Genomic DNA, 16,759 nt, shown 5'->3' with positions numbered 1-16,759 from the left:
GCGTGCGTCGGCGTCGCGCGCTCGAATGGCTCGCGGCGGCGGTTTTAGGTGGCGTGTGCGGCTGCGCGGTCGCGGGCTGGCAGCACGTCGAGCAGACACGCCTGGCGACGCGGCACGCGGCGCTGGAGCGGCAACTCGCGCAACTGGGCGCGCCGCTCGCCGAGGCGCAACGGCTCGCTCGGGAGACACGCGCGCGGCAGCTTGCCTCGAGTGAAGCGCGCGAGCGGGCGCGCCCTTTCCAGCGGTTGTTCGCGCTCGTCGACGGCCTGGCGCGGGCGCGCACCGAAGGCGTCGCGCTCGAACAACTGGCCCAGCACGGCGACGCCACCGAGTTGCTGGCCAACGCCGCCGACGAGATCGCGGCGGCGGCGTGGCTCGAACGCCTGCGCGCGCTGCCCGAGGTCGAGGCCGTGAGCGTGCAGGAGATGAAGCGCGCGCAGGAGGCGGGCGGCGCACGTTCGCGCGGTGGATCAGGCGCGAGCGTCCCGCATCGCGTCGAGCCGATTCGCGTGGCTGCGCGGCTCGTCTGGAAAGGCGCGACTGCACCGGCTTCGGATTCGGTCTCGACTGCGCCGGCGAAGGAGGCGAAATGAACGCCATGTCGACGTTGCGCGGCTGGCGGCCGCTACACACATGGACGCGAAGACGGCGCGCGCTGGTCGCCGCGACGCTCGCGATGCTTGCCGCGTTGCTGAGCGGTATCGCGTGTTTTCTCACCGATGCCGGCGGCGCGCAGGCGGCCCGAAGCGCGCTGGCCCAAGGCGAGGCGCGGCTCGCGGACGCCCGGCGGACGCTCGCGCGATTGCCCGCGCTGCGCCGCGAAGCCGAAGGCTGGCCGCGCGACGCAAGACTGACGGGATCGGCGGAATCGGAGCAAGCGAACACGAGCGCCGACGACATCCGCAGCGTTTCCCGGCTGGCGGCAGACGCCGGACTTGTCTTGATCGCGCTGGAACCTGCCGCGCCGGGCGGCGCGAAAGCGCAGGCGTTCCGCGCGACCAAACTTGCGGCACGGGGCGGTTTCGCCCAGCTTCGCGCCTTTCTCGCAGGCCTCGCCGAGTGGCCCGAACTCGCGGTGCCTGCGGACATCGTCGTTCGGCGCAACGGCAGCGCGCTTGCCATCGCGGCCACGCTGCACGTTTTCGGCGGTTTGCCCGCCGTCGCGATCGAAGCGGCCGACGTCGCCGAAGTCGCCGCAATCGAAGAACGGACCGATGCCGCGCGCGATCCGTTCGCGAGCCGGTTTGCGCTCGCAGCGGGCGGCGGCGCTGCGTCGGGCGTGCAGGGCGATGGCGCGCTGCGGCTCGTCGGCACGCTGAGCGAGCGTGGACGCGTGCTCGCGCTGATCGAAACCGCCGACGGCACGCTCGCCGTTCAGCCAGGCGCGCCGCTCGCGGGCGGACGCGTGACGGGCGTGGGTCCGGAGCGGGTCGTCCTGTCCGTCGAGGGCGCGACGCAGGTGCTGAACTGGGCGGAGGCGCACCGATGAAACGCGTTCGCTCAATTCAGCCGCTATCCCGCTCGCTTGCGTGGCCGATGCTCGCGTTCGCGCTGGGCGCGCACGCCGCGTTGCCGCCGGCGCCGCCACCGTTGCCGACGCCCGCGTGGCGTACGGCGGCGCAGATGATCGCGCGCCACGAAGTGCCGCCCTTGCCCGAAGGCGAGCAGGCCGACGCGCCCGCGGGCTGGACCGCCAACCCATTTTCGACGACGCAGGACACGCCTGCCGATCCTGCTGACGAGCGACCGGCCGCGCCGCCGTCCACGAATGGCGCGGACGCAGTGCCCACCGCAGTGCCCGCCGCCGCGCCCGAGCCGCTCGAAGGGCCGCCGGTGCCGCTGCCCGCGCCGTCGCGTCTTGCCGACACAGCGTCCGGGAGCGACGGCCTGCCGCCCGACCGTCCGATCTCGCTCAACTTCCAGCGCGCGGAACTTACCGCCGTGCTGCATGCCTTCGCGCAGTTCACGCGGCTGAACATCGTCGCGAGCGAGCGCGTGCGCGGCCAGATCACGCTACGCCTCGACCGCGTGCCGTGGCGCGCGGCCTTCGATCTGCTGCTGGAGTCGAACGGCCTCGCGATGGAGCGGCACGGCGGCGTGCTTTGGGTCGCGCCCGCCGCGGATCTCGCCGCGCGCGAGCGGCTGCGTTTCGAGGCGCATGCGCGCGCCGCCGAGCTCGAACCGCTCGCGAGCCGTGCGTTCGAGCTGCACTACGCGCGCGCCGAGGATCTGCGGCGGCTGTTGAGCGGTTCCGGCACGCAGCGCGCGCTGTCCAAACGCGGCGCGGCAGTCGCGGACGCGCGCACGAACCTGCTGTTCGTCACCGATCTGGCGGGGCGGCTCGATCAGATCGCCGACCTGATCCGGCGGCTGGACGCGCCCGCGCGACAGGTGCTGATCGAAGCGCGTATCGTCGAAGGCGACGAGGGCTTGTCGCGCGAACTGGGCGTGCGGCTCGGCGTGACGCCGAACGCGGTCGAAGGCACGGCGCGCGGCGTGCGCGGCAGCGCCGCCGACGGCACGCTCTATGATCTGGGGGCGGGAGCGATCAACGGTTTCGCGGCCGCGCAACTCGGCCTGACGTTGCTCGCCGCCCGCGCGACCCGGCTGCTCGACATCGAATTGAGCGCGCTGGAGGCGCAGGGGCGCGGGCGCGTGGTGTCGAGTCCGCGCGTGGTGACGGCGGATCGCACCAAGGCTGTGGTCGAGCAGGGCACCGAGCTGCCGTATCAGGCCAAGGTCGGGCAAGGTGTATCGGGCGTGCAGTTTCGGCGCGCAAGCCTGAAACTGGAGGTCGAGCCGCAGATCACGCCGGACGGCCGCGTGATTCTCGACCTCGACGTCGCGAAGGACAGCGTGGGCGAGCAGACCGCCGCGGGGCCCGCGATCAACACGAAACATGTGCAGACGCGCGTCGAAATCGAGGATGGCGGGACGGTCTCGATCGGGGGGATCGATGCGACCGACGACCGCGATGATGTGACGCGCGTGCCGCTCCTGGGCAAAATACCGCTTTTGGGCGCGCTTTTTTCGCATCGCGCGCATTGGGACAAACGCAGCGAACTGGTGGTGTTCATCACGCCGCGCGTGGTCACCGGCGATTAACGGGTGACCACGCGGGTGACCACGCGGGTGACTACGCGGGTGACTACGCGGGTGACCACGCGGGTGACCACGCGGGTGACCACGCGGGTGACCACGCGGGTGACTACGCGGGTGACTACGCGGGTGACTACGCGGGTGACTACGCGGTGATCGCGCGGTGATCGCACTGAGCCTTCCTCCGGTTTGCGGCGGCCCCACGCGGATCGTGTCGCGTGCGCAGATCGCGCACGAACCGGCCCCAAATCGGCGGAAATTCGCGCGAAAAAGCGGGTTTATCCGCTTCGGGGCCGGATCGTGCGGCCCGCAGGCTCGACAACGCCGCTGCTTTGCCAGTAAGCTGCGGCACCAACCTTTCGTAGGAAACGCTGCAAGTGCGGGACGCTAACGCCAATGTATTTTTCGTAGGGCTCATGGGCGCCGGGAAGACGACCGTGGGCCGGGCGGTCGCGCGCCGGCTTGAGCGTCCGTTTTTCGATTCCGATCACGAGGTCGAAGCGCGCACCGGCGCGCGCATCCCCGTGATCTTCGAAATGGAAGGTGAAGCGGGCTTTCGCGACCGCGAAGCGCAGATGATCGACGAGCTGAGCGCGCGCGAGGGCATCGTGCTCGCGACCGGCGGCGGCGCCGTGCTGCGCCCGGAAAACCGCGCGGCGCTCAAGGAGCGCGGTTTCGTCGTGTATCTGCGCGCCCACCCGCACGATCTGTGGCTGCGCACGCGGCGCGACAAGAATCGCCCGCTGCTGCAGACCGAAGACCCGAAAGGGCGACTCGAAGCGCTCTACGAGCAACGCGATCCGCTCTACCGCGAGGTCGCCGATTTCGTGATCGAGACCGGCCGGCCTTCGGTCAACGGGCTCGTCAACATGGTGCTGATGCAGCTCGACATGGCCGGCGTGCTGCGCGCGCCGGCGCGCGAGTAGTAGCGCGTCACGCAAGTCGCCCGCGTTCCCCATCAGCGCCTCATCACTGAACTATTGCCTGGCATGATTACCGTCAACGTCGAACTGGGCGACCGCGCCTACCCCATCCACATCGGCTCCGACCTCATCGGCCAGACGGCGCTGTTCGCGCCGCACATCGCCGGCAAGTCGGTGACGATCGTCACCAATACCGTCGTCGATCCGCTTTACGGCGAGACGCTGCGCGCCGCGCTCGCGCCGCTCGGCAAGGACGTCAACACGGTCGTGCTGCCCGACGGCGAGGCGCACAAGAACTGGGAAACGCTCAATCAGATCTTCGACGCGCTGCTCACGTCGCGCGCCGACCGCAAGACTACGCTGATCGCACTCGGCGGCGGCGTGACGGGCGACATGACCGGTTTCGCGGCGGCCTGCTACATGCGCGGCGTGCCGTTCATCCAGGTGCCCACGACGCTGCTCTCGCAGGTCGATTCGTCGGTCGGCGGCAAGACTGGCATCAATCATCCGCTCGGCAAGAACATGATCGGCGCGTTCTACCAGCCGCAAGCCGTGATCGCCGACATCGGCGCGCTGCGCACGCTGCCGCCGCGCGAGCTGGCGGCGGGCGTGGCCGAAGTCATCAAGACGGGCGCGATCGCCGACGCCGAATTCTTCGAGTGGATCGAAGCGAACGTCGAAGCGCTCAACCGCTGCGAGCCCGAGGCGCTCGCGCACGCGGTCAAGCGCTCGTGCGAGATCAAGGCGTCGGTGGTCGCCGCCGACGAACGCGAAGGCGGTCTGCGCGCGATTCTCAATTTCGGCCACACCTTCGGTCACGCGATTGAAGCGGGCCTCGGTTACGGGGAGTGGCTGCACGGCGAGGCCGTGGGCTGCGGCATGGTGATGGCGGCCGATCTGTCGGTGCGCGTCGGCATGCTCGACGAGGCTTCGCGCGAGCGGCTCGTGCGCGTGGTGGAAGCCGCGCATCTGCCGGTCGTCGCGCCGGCGCTCGGCGCTGAGCGTTACGTCGATCTGATGCAGGTCGACAAGAAGGCCGAGGGCGGCGCGATCAAGTTCATCCTGCTCAAGCGCTTCGGCGAAACGCATATCGGCCGCGCGCCCGACGAAGCCGTGCAGGCCACGCTGGCCGCCACCGTCGCGCGCTGAGCGCGTCGCCGCGCGCGGCTCGCGCCGCCGTGGCGGCTTTTCCTGCGACGCGGCTGGCGACTCGATTGACGTGTCGTCCGGCGCACGCGTCGCGATCCTTGCGGAGGAACCGTTGAGCGACACCCGCAGCAATCCTGGCGCGCCTTTCGCCGACGCGCTGAGCGCCTCGCCCGACGCGGGGCTTGCCCCTTACGCGGCACACGCCTCGCAGTCGCGCGGCCGCCGTCACGCCGAAGCGCCGCCCGCCGCGCGCAGCGAATTCCAGCGCGACCGCGACCGCATCGTCCATTCCACGGCGTTTCGCCGGCTCGAATACAAGACCCAGGTCTTCGTGAATCACGAAGGCGATCTGTTCCGCACGCGGCTGACGCACAGCCTCGAAGTCGCGCAGATCGCGCGTTCGGTCGCGCGGCAACTGCGCGTGAACGAGGATCTCGTCGAGGCGATTTCGCTTGCGCACGACCTCGGTCATACGCCGTTCGGCCATGCGGGCCAGGACGCGCTCAACGAGTGCATGGGCGAGCACGGCGGCTTCGAGCACAACCTGCAAAGTCTCGCGGTCGTCGACGAACTGGAGGAGCACTACGGCGCGTTCGACGGCCTCAATCTCTGTTTCGAGACGCGCGAGGGCATTCTCAAGCATTGCTCGCGCGAGAACGCGCGGCGTCTGGGCGAACTGGGCGAGCGCTTCCTGCTCGGACGCCAGCCGTCCATCGAGGCGCAAATCGCGAATATCGCCGACGAAATCGCCTACAACAATCACGACGTCGACGACGGGCTGCGTTCCGGTCTCCTGACGATCGAGCAGCTCGCCGAAGTCGAACTCTGGCAGACCCATTACGAGGCCGCGCGCGCCGAGTATCCGCAGATCGACGGGCGGCGGCTGATTCACGAGACCGTGCGGCGCATCATCAATACGCTGATCGTCGATTTGATCGGGCAGACGAGCCGCAATCTCGCCGAGCACGCGCCGCGCTCGCTCGACGAAGTGCGCGCCGCGCCGCCGCTCGTCGCGCACAGCGAACGCGTCGCGACGCAGGCGGCCGCGCTCAAGCGTTTTCTCTATCGCAACCTGTATCGCCACTATCGCGTGATGCGCATGGCGAACAAGGCGCGGCGCGTCGTGAAGGGACTTTTCGACGCGTTCACCGACGATCCGCGCCTGCTGCCGCCCGCGTACCAGATGCACGACGAGACCACGCAGCCGCGTCAGATCGCGCATTACATCGCGGGCATGACCGATCGCTACGCGCTGAAGGAATACCGCCGTCTGTTTGTCGTCGCCGACGACGTCTGACGAACGACCGCGCCCCGCGCAAACCGCACCGAGCACACGCATGCAACCGATGAAAACCTGGCCTTATCCGCGCGTGGTCGCGCATCGCGGCGGCGGCACGCTCGCGCCGGAGAACACGCTCGCCGGGCTGTGCGTCGGCGCGGCTTTCGGGCATACGATGGCGGAGTTCGACGTCAAACTTTCCGCCGACGACGTCACGTTCCTGCTGCACGACGACACGCTCGATCGCACCTCGAACGGGCAGGGCGCGGCGGCGCAACTGCGTTATCGGCAGATCGCGGCGTTCGATGCGGGCAGCTGGCTCGACGCGCGTTTCGAGGACGAGCACATGCCCACGCTCGCGGAAGCCGCGCAGTGCTGCCGCGAGGAAGGGCTCGCGGCGAATGTGGAGATCAAGCCGTGTCCGGGGCGCGATGCGCAAACGGGTCGTCTCGTCGCCGCCGAAACCGCGCGTCTGTGGGCGAAGCCGATGGCGGCGGGCGCGTTGCCGCCGCTGCTGTCGTCGTTCTCGGTCGAAGCCCTGATAGCGGCGCGCGAGGCCGCGCCGGATGTGCCGCGCGGCTTGCTGGTCGAGCGTGTGCCCGACGACTGGCGCGAGCAGACGGCCGCGCTCGGCTGTGTCTCGCTGCACGCGAGCTATCGTCATCTCGACGAAGCGCTCGTGGCCCGCATCAAGGAAGCGGGCCTGTTTATCCTCGCCTATACGGTGAACGACCTCGACACCGCGCAGCGCCTAGTGCGCTGGGGCGTCGATACCGTTTGCACGGACCGCATCGATCTGATCGGCCCGCACGCGCTCGACTGACGCCCGAAACGCCGGGCGCCTGGCGAGCATCGTCAGGGCGTGTTCACTGCGCACTTATCCGACAACTATTCCAGCTATTTCGCTGTCGTTGCGCAGTCTGTCGCGGCGCGCGTTGCAGGTCATGCACGTGGCGCCGTGCTCTCAGGTTCGTGCGGCCCGGCCCGCCTAGCGGCAGCGCGCGAGAATCGCGCCCGCGACCAGCGCCACGCCGCCCACGATCGCAATCGCTTGCCACGGGTTGGCGTGCACGTAGTCGTCGGCGTTATCCATCGCCTGGCCGGCGCGCTCGCGCGTGGCGGCGCGCGCCACTTCGAGTCGCTCGCGCGCGGCGTCGAGGCGTTTGCGAACGTCCGCGCGCAACGCCGCGGCGTCGGCCTGGGTGCCGTCGCCTAGCGTGGTTTCCAGTTCGGCGAGCAGGTCACGCAGCTCGTCTGCGATATCGGACGCCGCGCTGCGGCCGCGTCGCGCGATGCGGCGCGCGTGGCGGCCCGTGCGCGTCCAGGATTCTCCGAGGGCGTCACGCGTGTTCGGAAATGCGCTCATGAATGGCTCCGTCTTGGAAAACAGGTAAGAGGCTCGCGCCGCGTGCACGAAAAAGGGCTGCGCGGTCGAGGGCTGGAGTCGAAGTATTGCGCAAATCCGGTGCCCGGCGCGCGAGCGTGTCCGGTCGAATCGACGCACAGGCCCGTCCGGCGGGGCTCGGCGGCATCCTGTTGCGGCGGGGTGCAGATAAATGATTACGGGGACAGCACGCTTTTTCCGAGAGGCATAGAATCAAGAAAAGCCAATCGAATTGTCAGGAACATCTGGTGCTGGCGTAGGAGGGGAGATGCGTGGGAGGCGAGACACGGCTGAAGCATGCCGCTCTCCGTCGGACGCCGTAACGGCGGGACGGAGAGCTGCTGCATACGTTGCAAACGTTGCTGATGTTTCCGCTGACTTTTCCGTGGATGTTTCCACGCATGCCGGCGTTGTTGCCGATGTCGCCTGTCTTGCCGATCTTGCTGGTGTTGCCTGTCGCACCGAACGGCGCTCAGAACATGTAGCCGACCTTCAGGTACGTCACGAGCGGATTCAGGTGGATCTTCGATTCCGCCTTGCGCGTGGTGCCGAGTTCGGTGGTGCTCGTGTACGTCGCCGTCACGTTGACGGGGATGTACGACAGCGAGAAACCGGCGAACCAGTGCTTTGTGAAGTTGTAGTTGAAGCCGACGTTAAATACGGGCGCCCAGGAACGATTCGTCGAAACGCTGGTCGGACCCCCAAGTACGCTTTGTTCGAACGCGGCGTTGGTGATCTTCGCGTCGGAGAACCAGACGTAGGTCGCGCCGAGGCCGAGGTACGGACGGAATTTGGCGTCCGGTTTGTTGAAGTAGTACTTAAGAAGCAGCGCCGGGCTCCACTGGCGTGCAGAGCCAACCTTGCCGAACTGGTTGAGGCTGCCGCCACCCGAGATGTCGAACTTCGGCGGAATGCCAAGCTCGGCTTCGGTCGCGAGGCTGTCGGTGATGAAGTAACCGAGCGAGAAGCCCAGCGTGTCCGCGGAGCCGACGCTAGCGCCGGTGCCCGGGAAAGCCTGGTTGACCGTTGTGCCGCCCACGCTGTCGATCTTGAGCGGATCGCTCGAGTCTTGCGGCATGAGACGGAACCACCCCGTTGTTACGTAGAACGTGTTGGCCGATTGCGCGTATGCCCCCGACATGCCGGCGACCGCGAAAATCGCTACCAGCGCCTGTTTTAATTTCATATGTGCTCCTCCATTAAAGGCCCGCACATTATGTACACAACGTTTGCAACAAACCATATGCAGTCGTTAGAAGTTTCTCCCTAAGCGCCGCGCGCTTTCCGCCCGAGCCGCATGCCCGCGAGAGCGAGCGCCGGCGCGGCCTGGCGGGCATGCGGGTATTCACCAACGTACCAGGAAAATCGAGCATGGCACGGCTTGCACGTCTTTATGTTCCTGACCAGCCGCAGCATGTGATTCTGCGCGGACTGGATCAGCAGCCCGCTTTCGTCGACGACCAGGACTACGAACTGTTCATCGACTGCCTGAAGGCAGCGGCGCGCGATCACCACCTGGCGGTGCATGCGTGGGTCTTGATGCCCGGCGCGGTGCAGCTGCTCGTCACTCCCTCCGACGAATCGAGCCTTCCCAAGGCGATGCAGGCGGTCGGCCGGCGTTACGTCGCGCACTTCAACCGGCGTTACGCGCGGCGCGGCACGTTGTGGGAAGGGCGCTACCGAGCGACCGTCATCGAGGGCGAGCGTTTCTTCCTGCTCGCGAGCCGCGTGGTCGAACTCGCGCCGGTGCGCAATCACCTTGTCGCGGCGCCGGAGGATTACCGCTGGTCGAGCTACCGGCATCACATCGGGCTCACCGTCGACAGTCTGATCACCGACCATCCGCTGTACTGGGCGCTCGGCAACACGCCGTTCGAGCGGCAGCGCGCGTATCGCGAACTCTGCGAGCAGTCGCTCGACGAGCGCGAAACCAATCAGCTGATGCAGGCGACGCTCAAGGGCTGGGTGCTCGGCGGCGACACGTATCGCGAATGGGCGGGGCGTACGGCCAACCGGCGCGTTTCGCCGTTGCCGCGCGGTCGGCCGCGCAAGGTGCGCGAAGCGCCGGGAGCGACGCCTGCGGGCGCTGCATCGGGTGCATCGGGTGCGCTCGGCGCTGCCGGGACGGCGGTGCCCGCCGCGGCCACGTCGGCGCCCGCCGCGAGTGGTCAGGCCGGCGGTCCGGCTTCGGCTGCGGGCGAGCATCAATCGGTCCCTAATTCGGGATCGACGGGCTCCGACCACGCCGGCAGCCACGGCGGCACGCACGGAAGCAGTGGTTCCGGCGCAACGCCAGGTACAAATCCGGGTGGTTCTGCCGGCCATTCCGGCACCTCGCCGGCGTCGGGCAGCGGTAGCGTCTCCAGTCCGTCGTCGGCGCACGAGGAGCGCAAACCGGGCACCGGTACGCACTGAACCCGCAATCGATCCATTACGGATCAACGACTTACTTCTGAAAACGGCGTCCGCGAGCGCCGTTTTCTTTTGTCAGATTTTGATATGGCACCAATAAAATTACGGTGCAATGCACCAACTTGATAATTGGGGTCTAACCACACGGTTTTATTTGCATGCCCTTGATTCGTCGCGTATATTCGCCTTTCGGCTCTCCTGGACGCACAACGCGGGAAGCCAGCATCGCCCGCGCAACGCCGTACAGCGGTCACGCAAGCGGCGGGAAAACAAAGTACGGAATCAACGGCCATTCCCCTGGCCCCTCTAGGACGGTGTCCCCATGAACGATCACCAGCAGCGCGCCGCGGTGCCCGCCGCGCAAGGTCTCTATGACCCGCAAAACGAACACGACGCATGCGGCGTCGGCTTCGTCGCCCATATCAAGGGCAAGAAAAGTCACGAAATCATTCAGCAAGGGCTGAAGATTCTCGAAAACCTCGACCATCGGGGCGCCGTCGGCGCCGATCCGCTGATGGGCGACGGCGCGGGCATCCTGATCCAGATTCCGGACGCGTTCTACCGCGAGGAAATGGCCAAGCAAGGCGTGACGTTGCCGCCGGCTGGCGAATATGGCGTCGGCATGATCTTCCTGCCGAAGGAACACGCTTCGCGTCTCGCCTGCGAACAGGAACTCGAGCGCACGGTGCGCGCCGAAGGCCAGGTGGTGCTCGGCTGGCGCGACGTGCCGGTCGATCACGCCATGCCGATCTCGCCCACGGTCAAGGCCAGCGAGCCGCTGATCCGCCAGATCTTCATCGGCCGCGGCAAGGACGTGATGGTCACGGACGCGCTCGAGCGCAAGCTGTACATCATCCGCAAGACCGCGAGCCACCGCATCCAGGCGCTCAAGCTCAAGCACGGCAAGGAATACTTCGTGCCGTCGTGCTCGGCGCGCACGGTCGTCTACAAGGGCCTGCTGCTGGCCGGTCAGGTCGGCGTGTACTACCGCGACCTGCAAGACGAGCGCGTGGTGTCGGCACTGGCGCTCGTGCACCAGCGCTTCTCAACCAACACGTTCCCGGCGTGGGAACTGGCTCACCCGTACCGCATGATTGCCCACAACGGTGAAATCAACACCGTGAAGGGCAACGTGAACTGGCTGAACGCCCGTACCGGCGCGATCGCCTCGCACGTCCTCGGCGACGACCTGCCCAAGCTCTGGCCGCTGATCTATCCGGGCCAGTCGGACACGGCATCGTTCGACAACTGCCTCGAACTGCTGGTGATGGCCGGTTACCCGCTCGTCCACGCGATGATGATGATGATCCCGGAAGCCTGGGAACAGCACACGCTGATGGACGAGAACCGCAAGGCGTTCTACGAATACCACGCAGCGATGATGGAGCCGTGGGACGGCCCCGCCGCGATCGCCTTCACCGACGGCCGCCAGATCGGCGCGACGCTCGACCGTAACGGTCTGCGTCCGGCGCGCTACATCGTCACCGACGACGACCTGGTCATCATGGCGTCGGAAGCCGGCACGCTGCCGATCCCCGAGTCGAAGATCGTCAAGAAGTGGCGTCTGCAGCCGGGCAAGATGTTCCTGATCGACATGGAACACGGCCGCATCATCGACGACAAGGAACTGAAGGACAACCTCGCCAACGCCAAGCCGTACAAGAGCTGGATCGACGCCGTGCGCATCAAGCTCGACGAGATCGAGCCGAAGGCGGAAGACGTCGCGACCGCGCGCGCCGAAGCCGCCGCGCTGCTCGACCGTCAGCAGGCGTTCGGCTACACGCAGGAAGACCTGAAGTTCCTGATGGCGCCGATGGCGATGTCGGGTGAAGAGGCTGTCGGTTCGATGGGCAACGACTCGCCGCTGGCGGTCATGTCCAACAAGAACAAGACGCTCTACAACTACTTCAAGCAGCTGTTCGCGCAGGTCACCAACCCGCCGATCGACCCGATCCGCGAAAACATGGTGATGTCGCTCGTGTCGTTCATCGGCCCGAAGCCGAACCTGCTCGACACCAACAACATCAACCCGCCGATGCGTCTCGAAGTGTCGCAGCCGGTGCTCGACTTCAAGGACATCGCGAAGATCCGCGCGATCGAGCAGTACACGGGCGGCAAGTTCAGCAGCTACGAGCTGAACATCTGCTATCCGGTGTCGTGGGGCAAGGAAGGCATCGAGGCGCGCCTCGCGTCGCTGTGCGCGGAAGCCGTCGACGCAGTCAAGTCGGGCTACAACATCCTGATCGTGTCGGACCGCCGCGCGGACCGCGACAACGTCGCTATTCCCGCGCTGCTCGCCACCTCGGCGATCCACTCGCACCTCGTGCAGCACGGTCTGCGCACGAGCACGGGTCTCGTCGTGGAAACGGGTTCGGCGCGTGAAACGCACCACTTCGCGCTGCTCGCGGGCTTCGGCGCGGAAGCCGTTCACCCGTACCTCGCGATGGAAACGCTCGCGCAGATGGCGCAGGGCCTGAAGGGCGACCTGTCGGCGGACAAGGCGGTCTACAACTTCACCAAGGCAGTGGGCAAGGGCCTGCTCAAGGTGATGTCGAAGATGGGCATCTCCACGTACATGTCGTACACGGGCGCGCAGATCTTCGAAGCAGTCGGCCTCGCCGACGAACTGATCGCCAAGTACTTCAAGGGCACGGCCTCGAAGGTCGGCGGCATCGGCCTGTTCGACGTCGCGGAAGAAGCGATCCGCATGCACCGCGACGCGTTCGGCGACAACCCGATCCTCGCGAACATGCTCGACGCGGGCGGCGAGTACGCGTACCGCGTGCGCGGCGAAGACCACATGTGGACGCCGGACGCGATCGCCAAGCTCCAGCACTCGGCGCGCAGCAACTCGTATCAGACGTACAAGGAATACGCGCACCTGATCAACGATCAGACCAAGCGCCACATGACCTTCCGCGGTCTGTTCGAATTCCGCCTCGACCCGGCGCGCGCGATCTCGATCGACGACGTCGAGCCGGCCAAGGAAATCGTCAAGCGCTTCGCCACGGGCGCGATGTCGCTCGGCTCGATCTCGACGGAAGCGCACGCCACGCTGGCGGTCGCGATGAACCGCATCGGCGGCAAGTCGAACACGGGTGAAGGCGGCGAAGACGAGAAGCGTTATCGCAACGAACTGCGCGGCATTCCGATCAAGAACGGCGACACGATGCAGTCGATCATCGGGCCGGAAGTCGTCAAGGACATCCCGCTGAAGGATGGCGACTCGCTGCGTTCGAAGATCAAGCAGGTCGCGTCGGGCCGCTTCGGCGTGTCGGCGGAATACCTGTCGTCGGCGGACCAGATCCAGATCAAGATGGCGCAGGGCGCGAAGCCGGGCGAAGGCGGTCAGCTGCCGGGCCACAAGGTGTCGGAATACATCGGCAAGCTGCGTTACTCGGTGCCGGGCGTGGGCCTCATCTCGCCGCCGCCGCACCATGACATCTACTCGATCGAAGATCTGGCGCAGCTGATTCACGATCTGAAGAACGTGAACCCGGTGTCGTCGATTTCGGTGAAGCTGGTGTCGGAAGTGGGCGTGGGCACGGTGGCGGCAGGCGTGGCGAAGGCCAAGGCCGACCACGTCGTGATCGCGGGCCACGACGGCGGCACGGGCGCTTCGCCGCTGTCGTCGCTCAAGCACGCCGGCACGCCGTGGGAACTCGGTCTCGCGGAAACGCAGCAAACCCTGGTGCTGAACCAGCTGCGCGGCCGTATCCGCGTGCAGGCCGACGGTCAGATGAAGACGGGCCGCGACGTGGTGATCGGCGCGCTGCTCGGCGCCGACGAATTCGGCTTCGCGACGGCGCCGCTCGTCGTGCAGGGCTGCATCATGATGCGCAAGTGCCATCTGAACACCTGCCCGGTCGGCGTCGCGACGCAAGATCCGGTGCTGCGCGCGAAGTTCTCGGGCCAGCCCGAGCACGTCGTCAACTTCTTCTTCTTCATCGCTGAAGAAGTGCGCGAAATCATGGCGCAACTCGGCATCCGCAAGTTCGACGATCTGGTTGGCCGCGCGGATCTGCTCGACACGCGCCGTGGCGTGGAACACTGGAAGGCGAAGGGTCTCGACTTCTCGCGCGTGTTCTATCAGCCGCAAGTCGGCGACGAAGTGGCACGCAAGCACGTCGACACGCAGGATCACGGTCTGGACCGCGCGCTCGATCACACGCTGATCGAGAAGGCGAAGGCCGCGATCGAGAAGGGCGAGCACGTCTCGTTCATCCAGCCGGTGCGCAACGTCAACCGTACGGTCGGCGCGATGCTCTCGGGCGTGGTGGCGAAGCAGTACGGCCACGACGGCCTGCCGGAAGACTCGATCCACATCCAGCTCAAGGGCACGGCGGGTCAGAGCTTCGGCGCGTTCCTCGCACGCGGCATCACGCTGGATCTCGTCGGCGACGGCAACGACTACGTGGGCAAGGGTCTCTCGGGCGGCCGCATCATCATCCGTCCGACCAACGACTTCCGCGGCAAGTCCGAAGAAAACATCATCTGCGGCAACACGGTGATGTACGGCGCGCTCGAAGGCGAAGCCTTCCTGCGTGGCGTGGCGGGCGAGCGTTTCGCGGTGCGTAACTCGGGCGCGACGGCGATCGTCGAAGGCACGGGCGACCACGGCTGCGAATACATGACGGGCGGCACGGTGGTCGTGCTCGGCGAAACGGGCCGTAACTTCGCGGCGGGCATGTCGGGCGGTATCGCCTACGTGTTCGATCCGGAAGGCACGTTCGCCGGCAAGTGCAACAAGGCGATGGTCACGCTCGAACCGGTGCTGCAACAGGCCGAGCAGGAACGCACGGTCGACCGCGCACTGTGGCACGCCGGCCAGACCGACGAAGCGCTGCTCAAGGGACTCGTCGAGCGTCACTTCCAGTTCACCGGCTCGCCGCGTGCAAAGGCGCTGCTGGAAAACTGGGACGCGGCACGCCGCCAGTTCGTGAAGGTGTTCCCGACGGAATACAAGCGCGCACTGGGCGAAATCGGCGCGAAGAAGGCGAACCAGGAAGAACTGGCCGCTTAATCCCGCGAAGACGACTCCAAGACGATGATTCGCCCGCCGCGCACCTGATGCGGCGGCGGGCGCGGTCCCCCTCACTGAATAGATTAGATAGACGAGAACCACATGGGTAAGGCAACCGGTTTTCTCGAGTTCGAGCGCCAGCATGAGGCGTACGAAGCACCGCTCACGCGTGTGAAGCACTACAAGGAATTCGTCGCGGCGCTTACGGACGCCGACGCGAAGGTCCAGGGCGCTCGCTGCATGGACTGCGGCATCCCGTTCTGCAACAACGGCTGCCCGGTCAACAACATCATTCCGGACTTCAACGACCTCGTGTTCCGCCAGGACTGGAAGAGCGCGATCGACGTCCTGCACTCGACCAACAACTTCCCCGAGTTCACGGGCCGCATCTGCCCGGCGCCCTGCGAAGCGGCGTGTACGCTCGGCATCAACAACGACCCGGTCGGCATCAAGTCGATCGAGCACGCGATCATCGACAAGGCCTGGGCCGAAGGCTGGGTTGCGCCGCAAGTCGCGAAGCACAAGACGGGCAAGAAGGTCGCGGTCGTCGGTTCGGGCCCCGCGGGTCTGGCCACGGCGCAGCAACTGGCGCGCGCCGGTCACGACGTAACCGTGTTCGAAAAGAACGACCGCGTCGGTGGCCTGCTGCGCTACGGCATCCCCGACTTCAAGCTGGAAAAGTGGCTGATCGACCGCCGCATGCGCCAGATGGAAGCCGAAGGCGTGACGTTCCGCACCAGCGTGTTCATCGGCAAGGGCGAGCTGCCGGCTTACATCGGCAACACGGCGAAGGAAACCATTTCGCCGGACGAGCTGAAGGACCAGTTCGACGCCGTGGTGATCGCAGGCGGTTCGGAAACGCCGCGCGATCTGCCGGTGCCGGGCCGCGAACTCGAAGGCGTGTACTACGCGATGGAGTTCCTGCCGCAGCAGAACAAGGTCAACGCGGGCGACAAGCTGGCGGACCAGCTGGTGGCGAAGGGCAAGCACGTCGTCGTGATCGGCGGCGGCGATACGGGCTCGGACTGCGTGGGCACGTCGAATCGTCATGGCGCGAAGAGCGTCACGCAGTTCGAACTGCTGCCGCAGCCGCCGGAAGTCGAGAACAAGCCGCTCGTGTGGCCGTACTGGCCGGTCAAGCTGCGCACCTCGTCGTCGCACGAGGAAGGCTGCTCGCGTGACTGGGCTGTCGCGACCAAGCGTCTCGAAGGCAAGAACGGCAAGGTCGAGAAGCTGATCGCCGCGCGCGTCGAGTGGAAGGACGGCAAGATGGTCGAAGTGCCGGGCTCGGAATTCGAAATGAAGGCCGACCTCGTGCTGCTCGCGATGGGCTTCACGCAGCCGGTTTCGCCGGTGCTCGAGGCGTTCGGCGTGGACAAGGATGCGCGCGGCAACGTGCGCGCCTCGACCGAAGGCGACAAGGCGTACTACACGTCGGTCGACAAGGTGTTCACGGCGGGCGACATGCGCCGTGGCCAGTCGCTGGTGGT

The 16,759-nt window shown here is 66.7% G+C and carries 11 protein-coding genes and 1 pseudogene; 10 read left to right on the top strand and 2 right to left on the bottom strand.

The features are described 5' to 3' along the window. Positions 1 to 2 precede the first annotated feature (2 nt). From BMY06_RS32490 to ugpQ, 7 genes are all read left to right on the top strand, one after another. Positions 3 to 593, top strand: a complete 591-nt coding sequence (locus BMY06_RS32490; protein WP_143064452.1) for a PilN domain-containing protein — start codon at positions 3 to 5, stop codon at positions 591 to 593. Continuing rightward, entirely contained in the window at positions 590 to 1,489 is a 900-nt protein-coding gene (locus tag BMY06_RS39160) for a hypothetical protein (protein WP_074987163.1), read from the top strand. The genes BMY06_RS32490 and BMY06_RS39160 overlap by 4 nt, the downstream gene beginning before the upstream one ends. Further along, on the top strand, positions 1,486 to 3,105 hold the full coding sequence (locus tag BMY06_RS32480) for a type IV pilus secretin PilQ (RefSeq protein WP_074987162.1): 1,620 nt from the start codon (positions 1,486 to 1,488) through the stop codon (positions 3,103 to 3,105). The genes BMY06_RS39160 and BMY06_RS32480 overlap by 4 nt, the downstream gene beginning before the upstream one ends. Before the next feature lie 365 nt (positions 3,106 to 3,470). Next, a complete protein-coding gene (locus BMY06_RS40345) occupies positions 3,471 to 4,025 on the top strand; it encodes a shikimate kinase (RefSeq protein WP_065062741.1) in 555 nt (184 codons plus the stop codon). Positions 4,026 to 4,088: 63 nt separating this feature from the next. Next, positions 4,089 to 5,171 (top strand): 3-dehydroquinate synthase, encoded by a 1,083-nt coding sequence (aroB, locus tag BMY06_RS32470; protein ID WP_074987161.1) that lies wholly within the window; start codon positions 4,089 to 4,091, stop codon positions 5,169 to 5,171. Between the two features lie 112 nt (positions 5,172 to 5,283). Further along, positions 5,284 to 6,468 (top strand): deoxyguanosinetriphosphate triphosphohydrolase, encoded by a 1,185-nt coding sequence (locus BMY06_RS32465; RefSeq protein WP_074987176.1) that lies wholly within the window; start codon positions 5,284 to 5,286, stop codon positions 6,466 to 6,468. A 40-nt stretch (positions 6,469 to 6,508) separates the two neighbouring features. Continuing rightward, positions 6,509 to 7,273 (top strand): glycerophosphodiester phosphodiesterase, encoded by a 765-nt coding sequence (gene ugpQ / locus BMY06_RS32460; protein WP_074987160.1) that lies wholly within the window; start codon positions 6,509 to 6,511, stop codon positions 7,271 to 7,273. Positions 7,274 to 7,438: 165 nt separating this feature from the next. Here ugpQ and BMY06_RS32455 read toward each other — a convergent pair whose 3' ends face one another. Together BMY06_RS32455 and BMY06_RS32450 are read right to left on the bottom strand one after the other, a co-directional pair. Then, on the bottom strand, positions 7,439 to 7,816 hold the full coding sequence (locus BMY06_RS32455) for an ElaB/YgaM/YqjD family protein (RefSeq protein ID WP_065062735.1): 378 nt from the start codon (positions 7,814 to 7,816) through the stop codon (positions 7,439 to 7,441). Positions 7,817 to 8,306: 490 nt separating this feature from the next. Beyond that, positions 8,307 to 9,020, bottom strand: coding sequence for an OmpW/AlkL family protein (locus tag BMY06_RS32450; protein ID WP_074987159.1), 714 nt, complete (start codon positions 9,018 to 9,020; stop codon positions 8,307 to 8,309). 185 nt (positions 9,021 to 9,205) lie between these two features. Between BMY06_RS32450 and BMY06_RS32445 the strand changes: the two are divergent. The 3 genes and pseudogenes from BMY06_RS32445 to BMY06_RS32435 all read left to right on the top strand — a co-directional run. Continuing rightward, positions 9,206 to 9,901: pseudogene (locus tag BMY06_RS32445) on the top strand (transposase); the annotation flags it as partial. 667 nt (positions 9,902 to 10,568) lie between these two features. Continuing rightward, a complete protein-coding gene (locus BMY06_RS32440) occupies positions 10,569 to 15,269 on the top strand; it encodes a glutamate synthase-related protein (RefSeq protein ID WP_065062732.1) in 4,701 nt (1,566 codons plus the stop codon). 102 nt (positions 15,270 to 15,371) lie between these two features. Further along, a partial coding sequence (locus tag BMY06_RS32435) for a glutamate synthase subunit beta (protein WP_074987175.1) occupies positions 15,372 to 16,759 on the top strand: 1,388 nt, incomplete at its 3' end.

It is taken from the genome of Paraburkholderia tropica, assembly GCF_900109265.1.
In the GTDB taxonomy this organism is placed as follows: domain Bacteria; phylum Pseudomonadota; class Gammaproteobacteria; order Burkholderiales; family Burkholderiaceae; genus Paraburkholderia; species Paraburkholderia tropica.
This window is presented reverse-complemented; position numbering and strand designations above follow the sequence as displayed.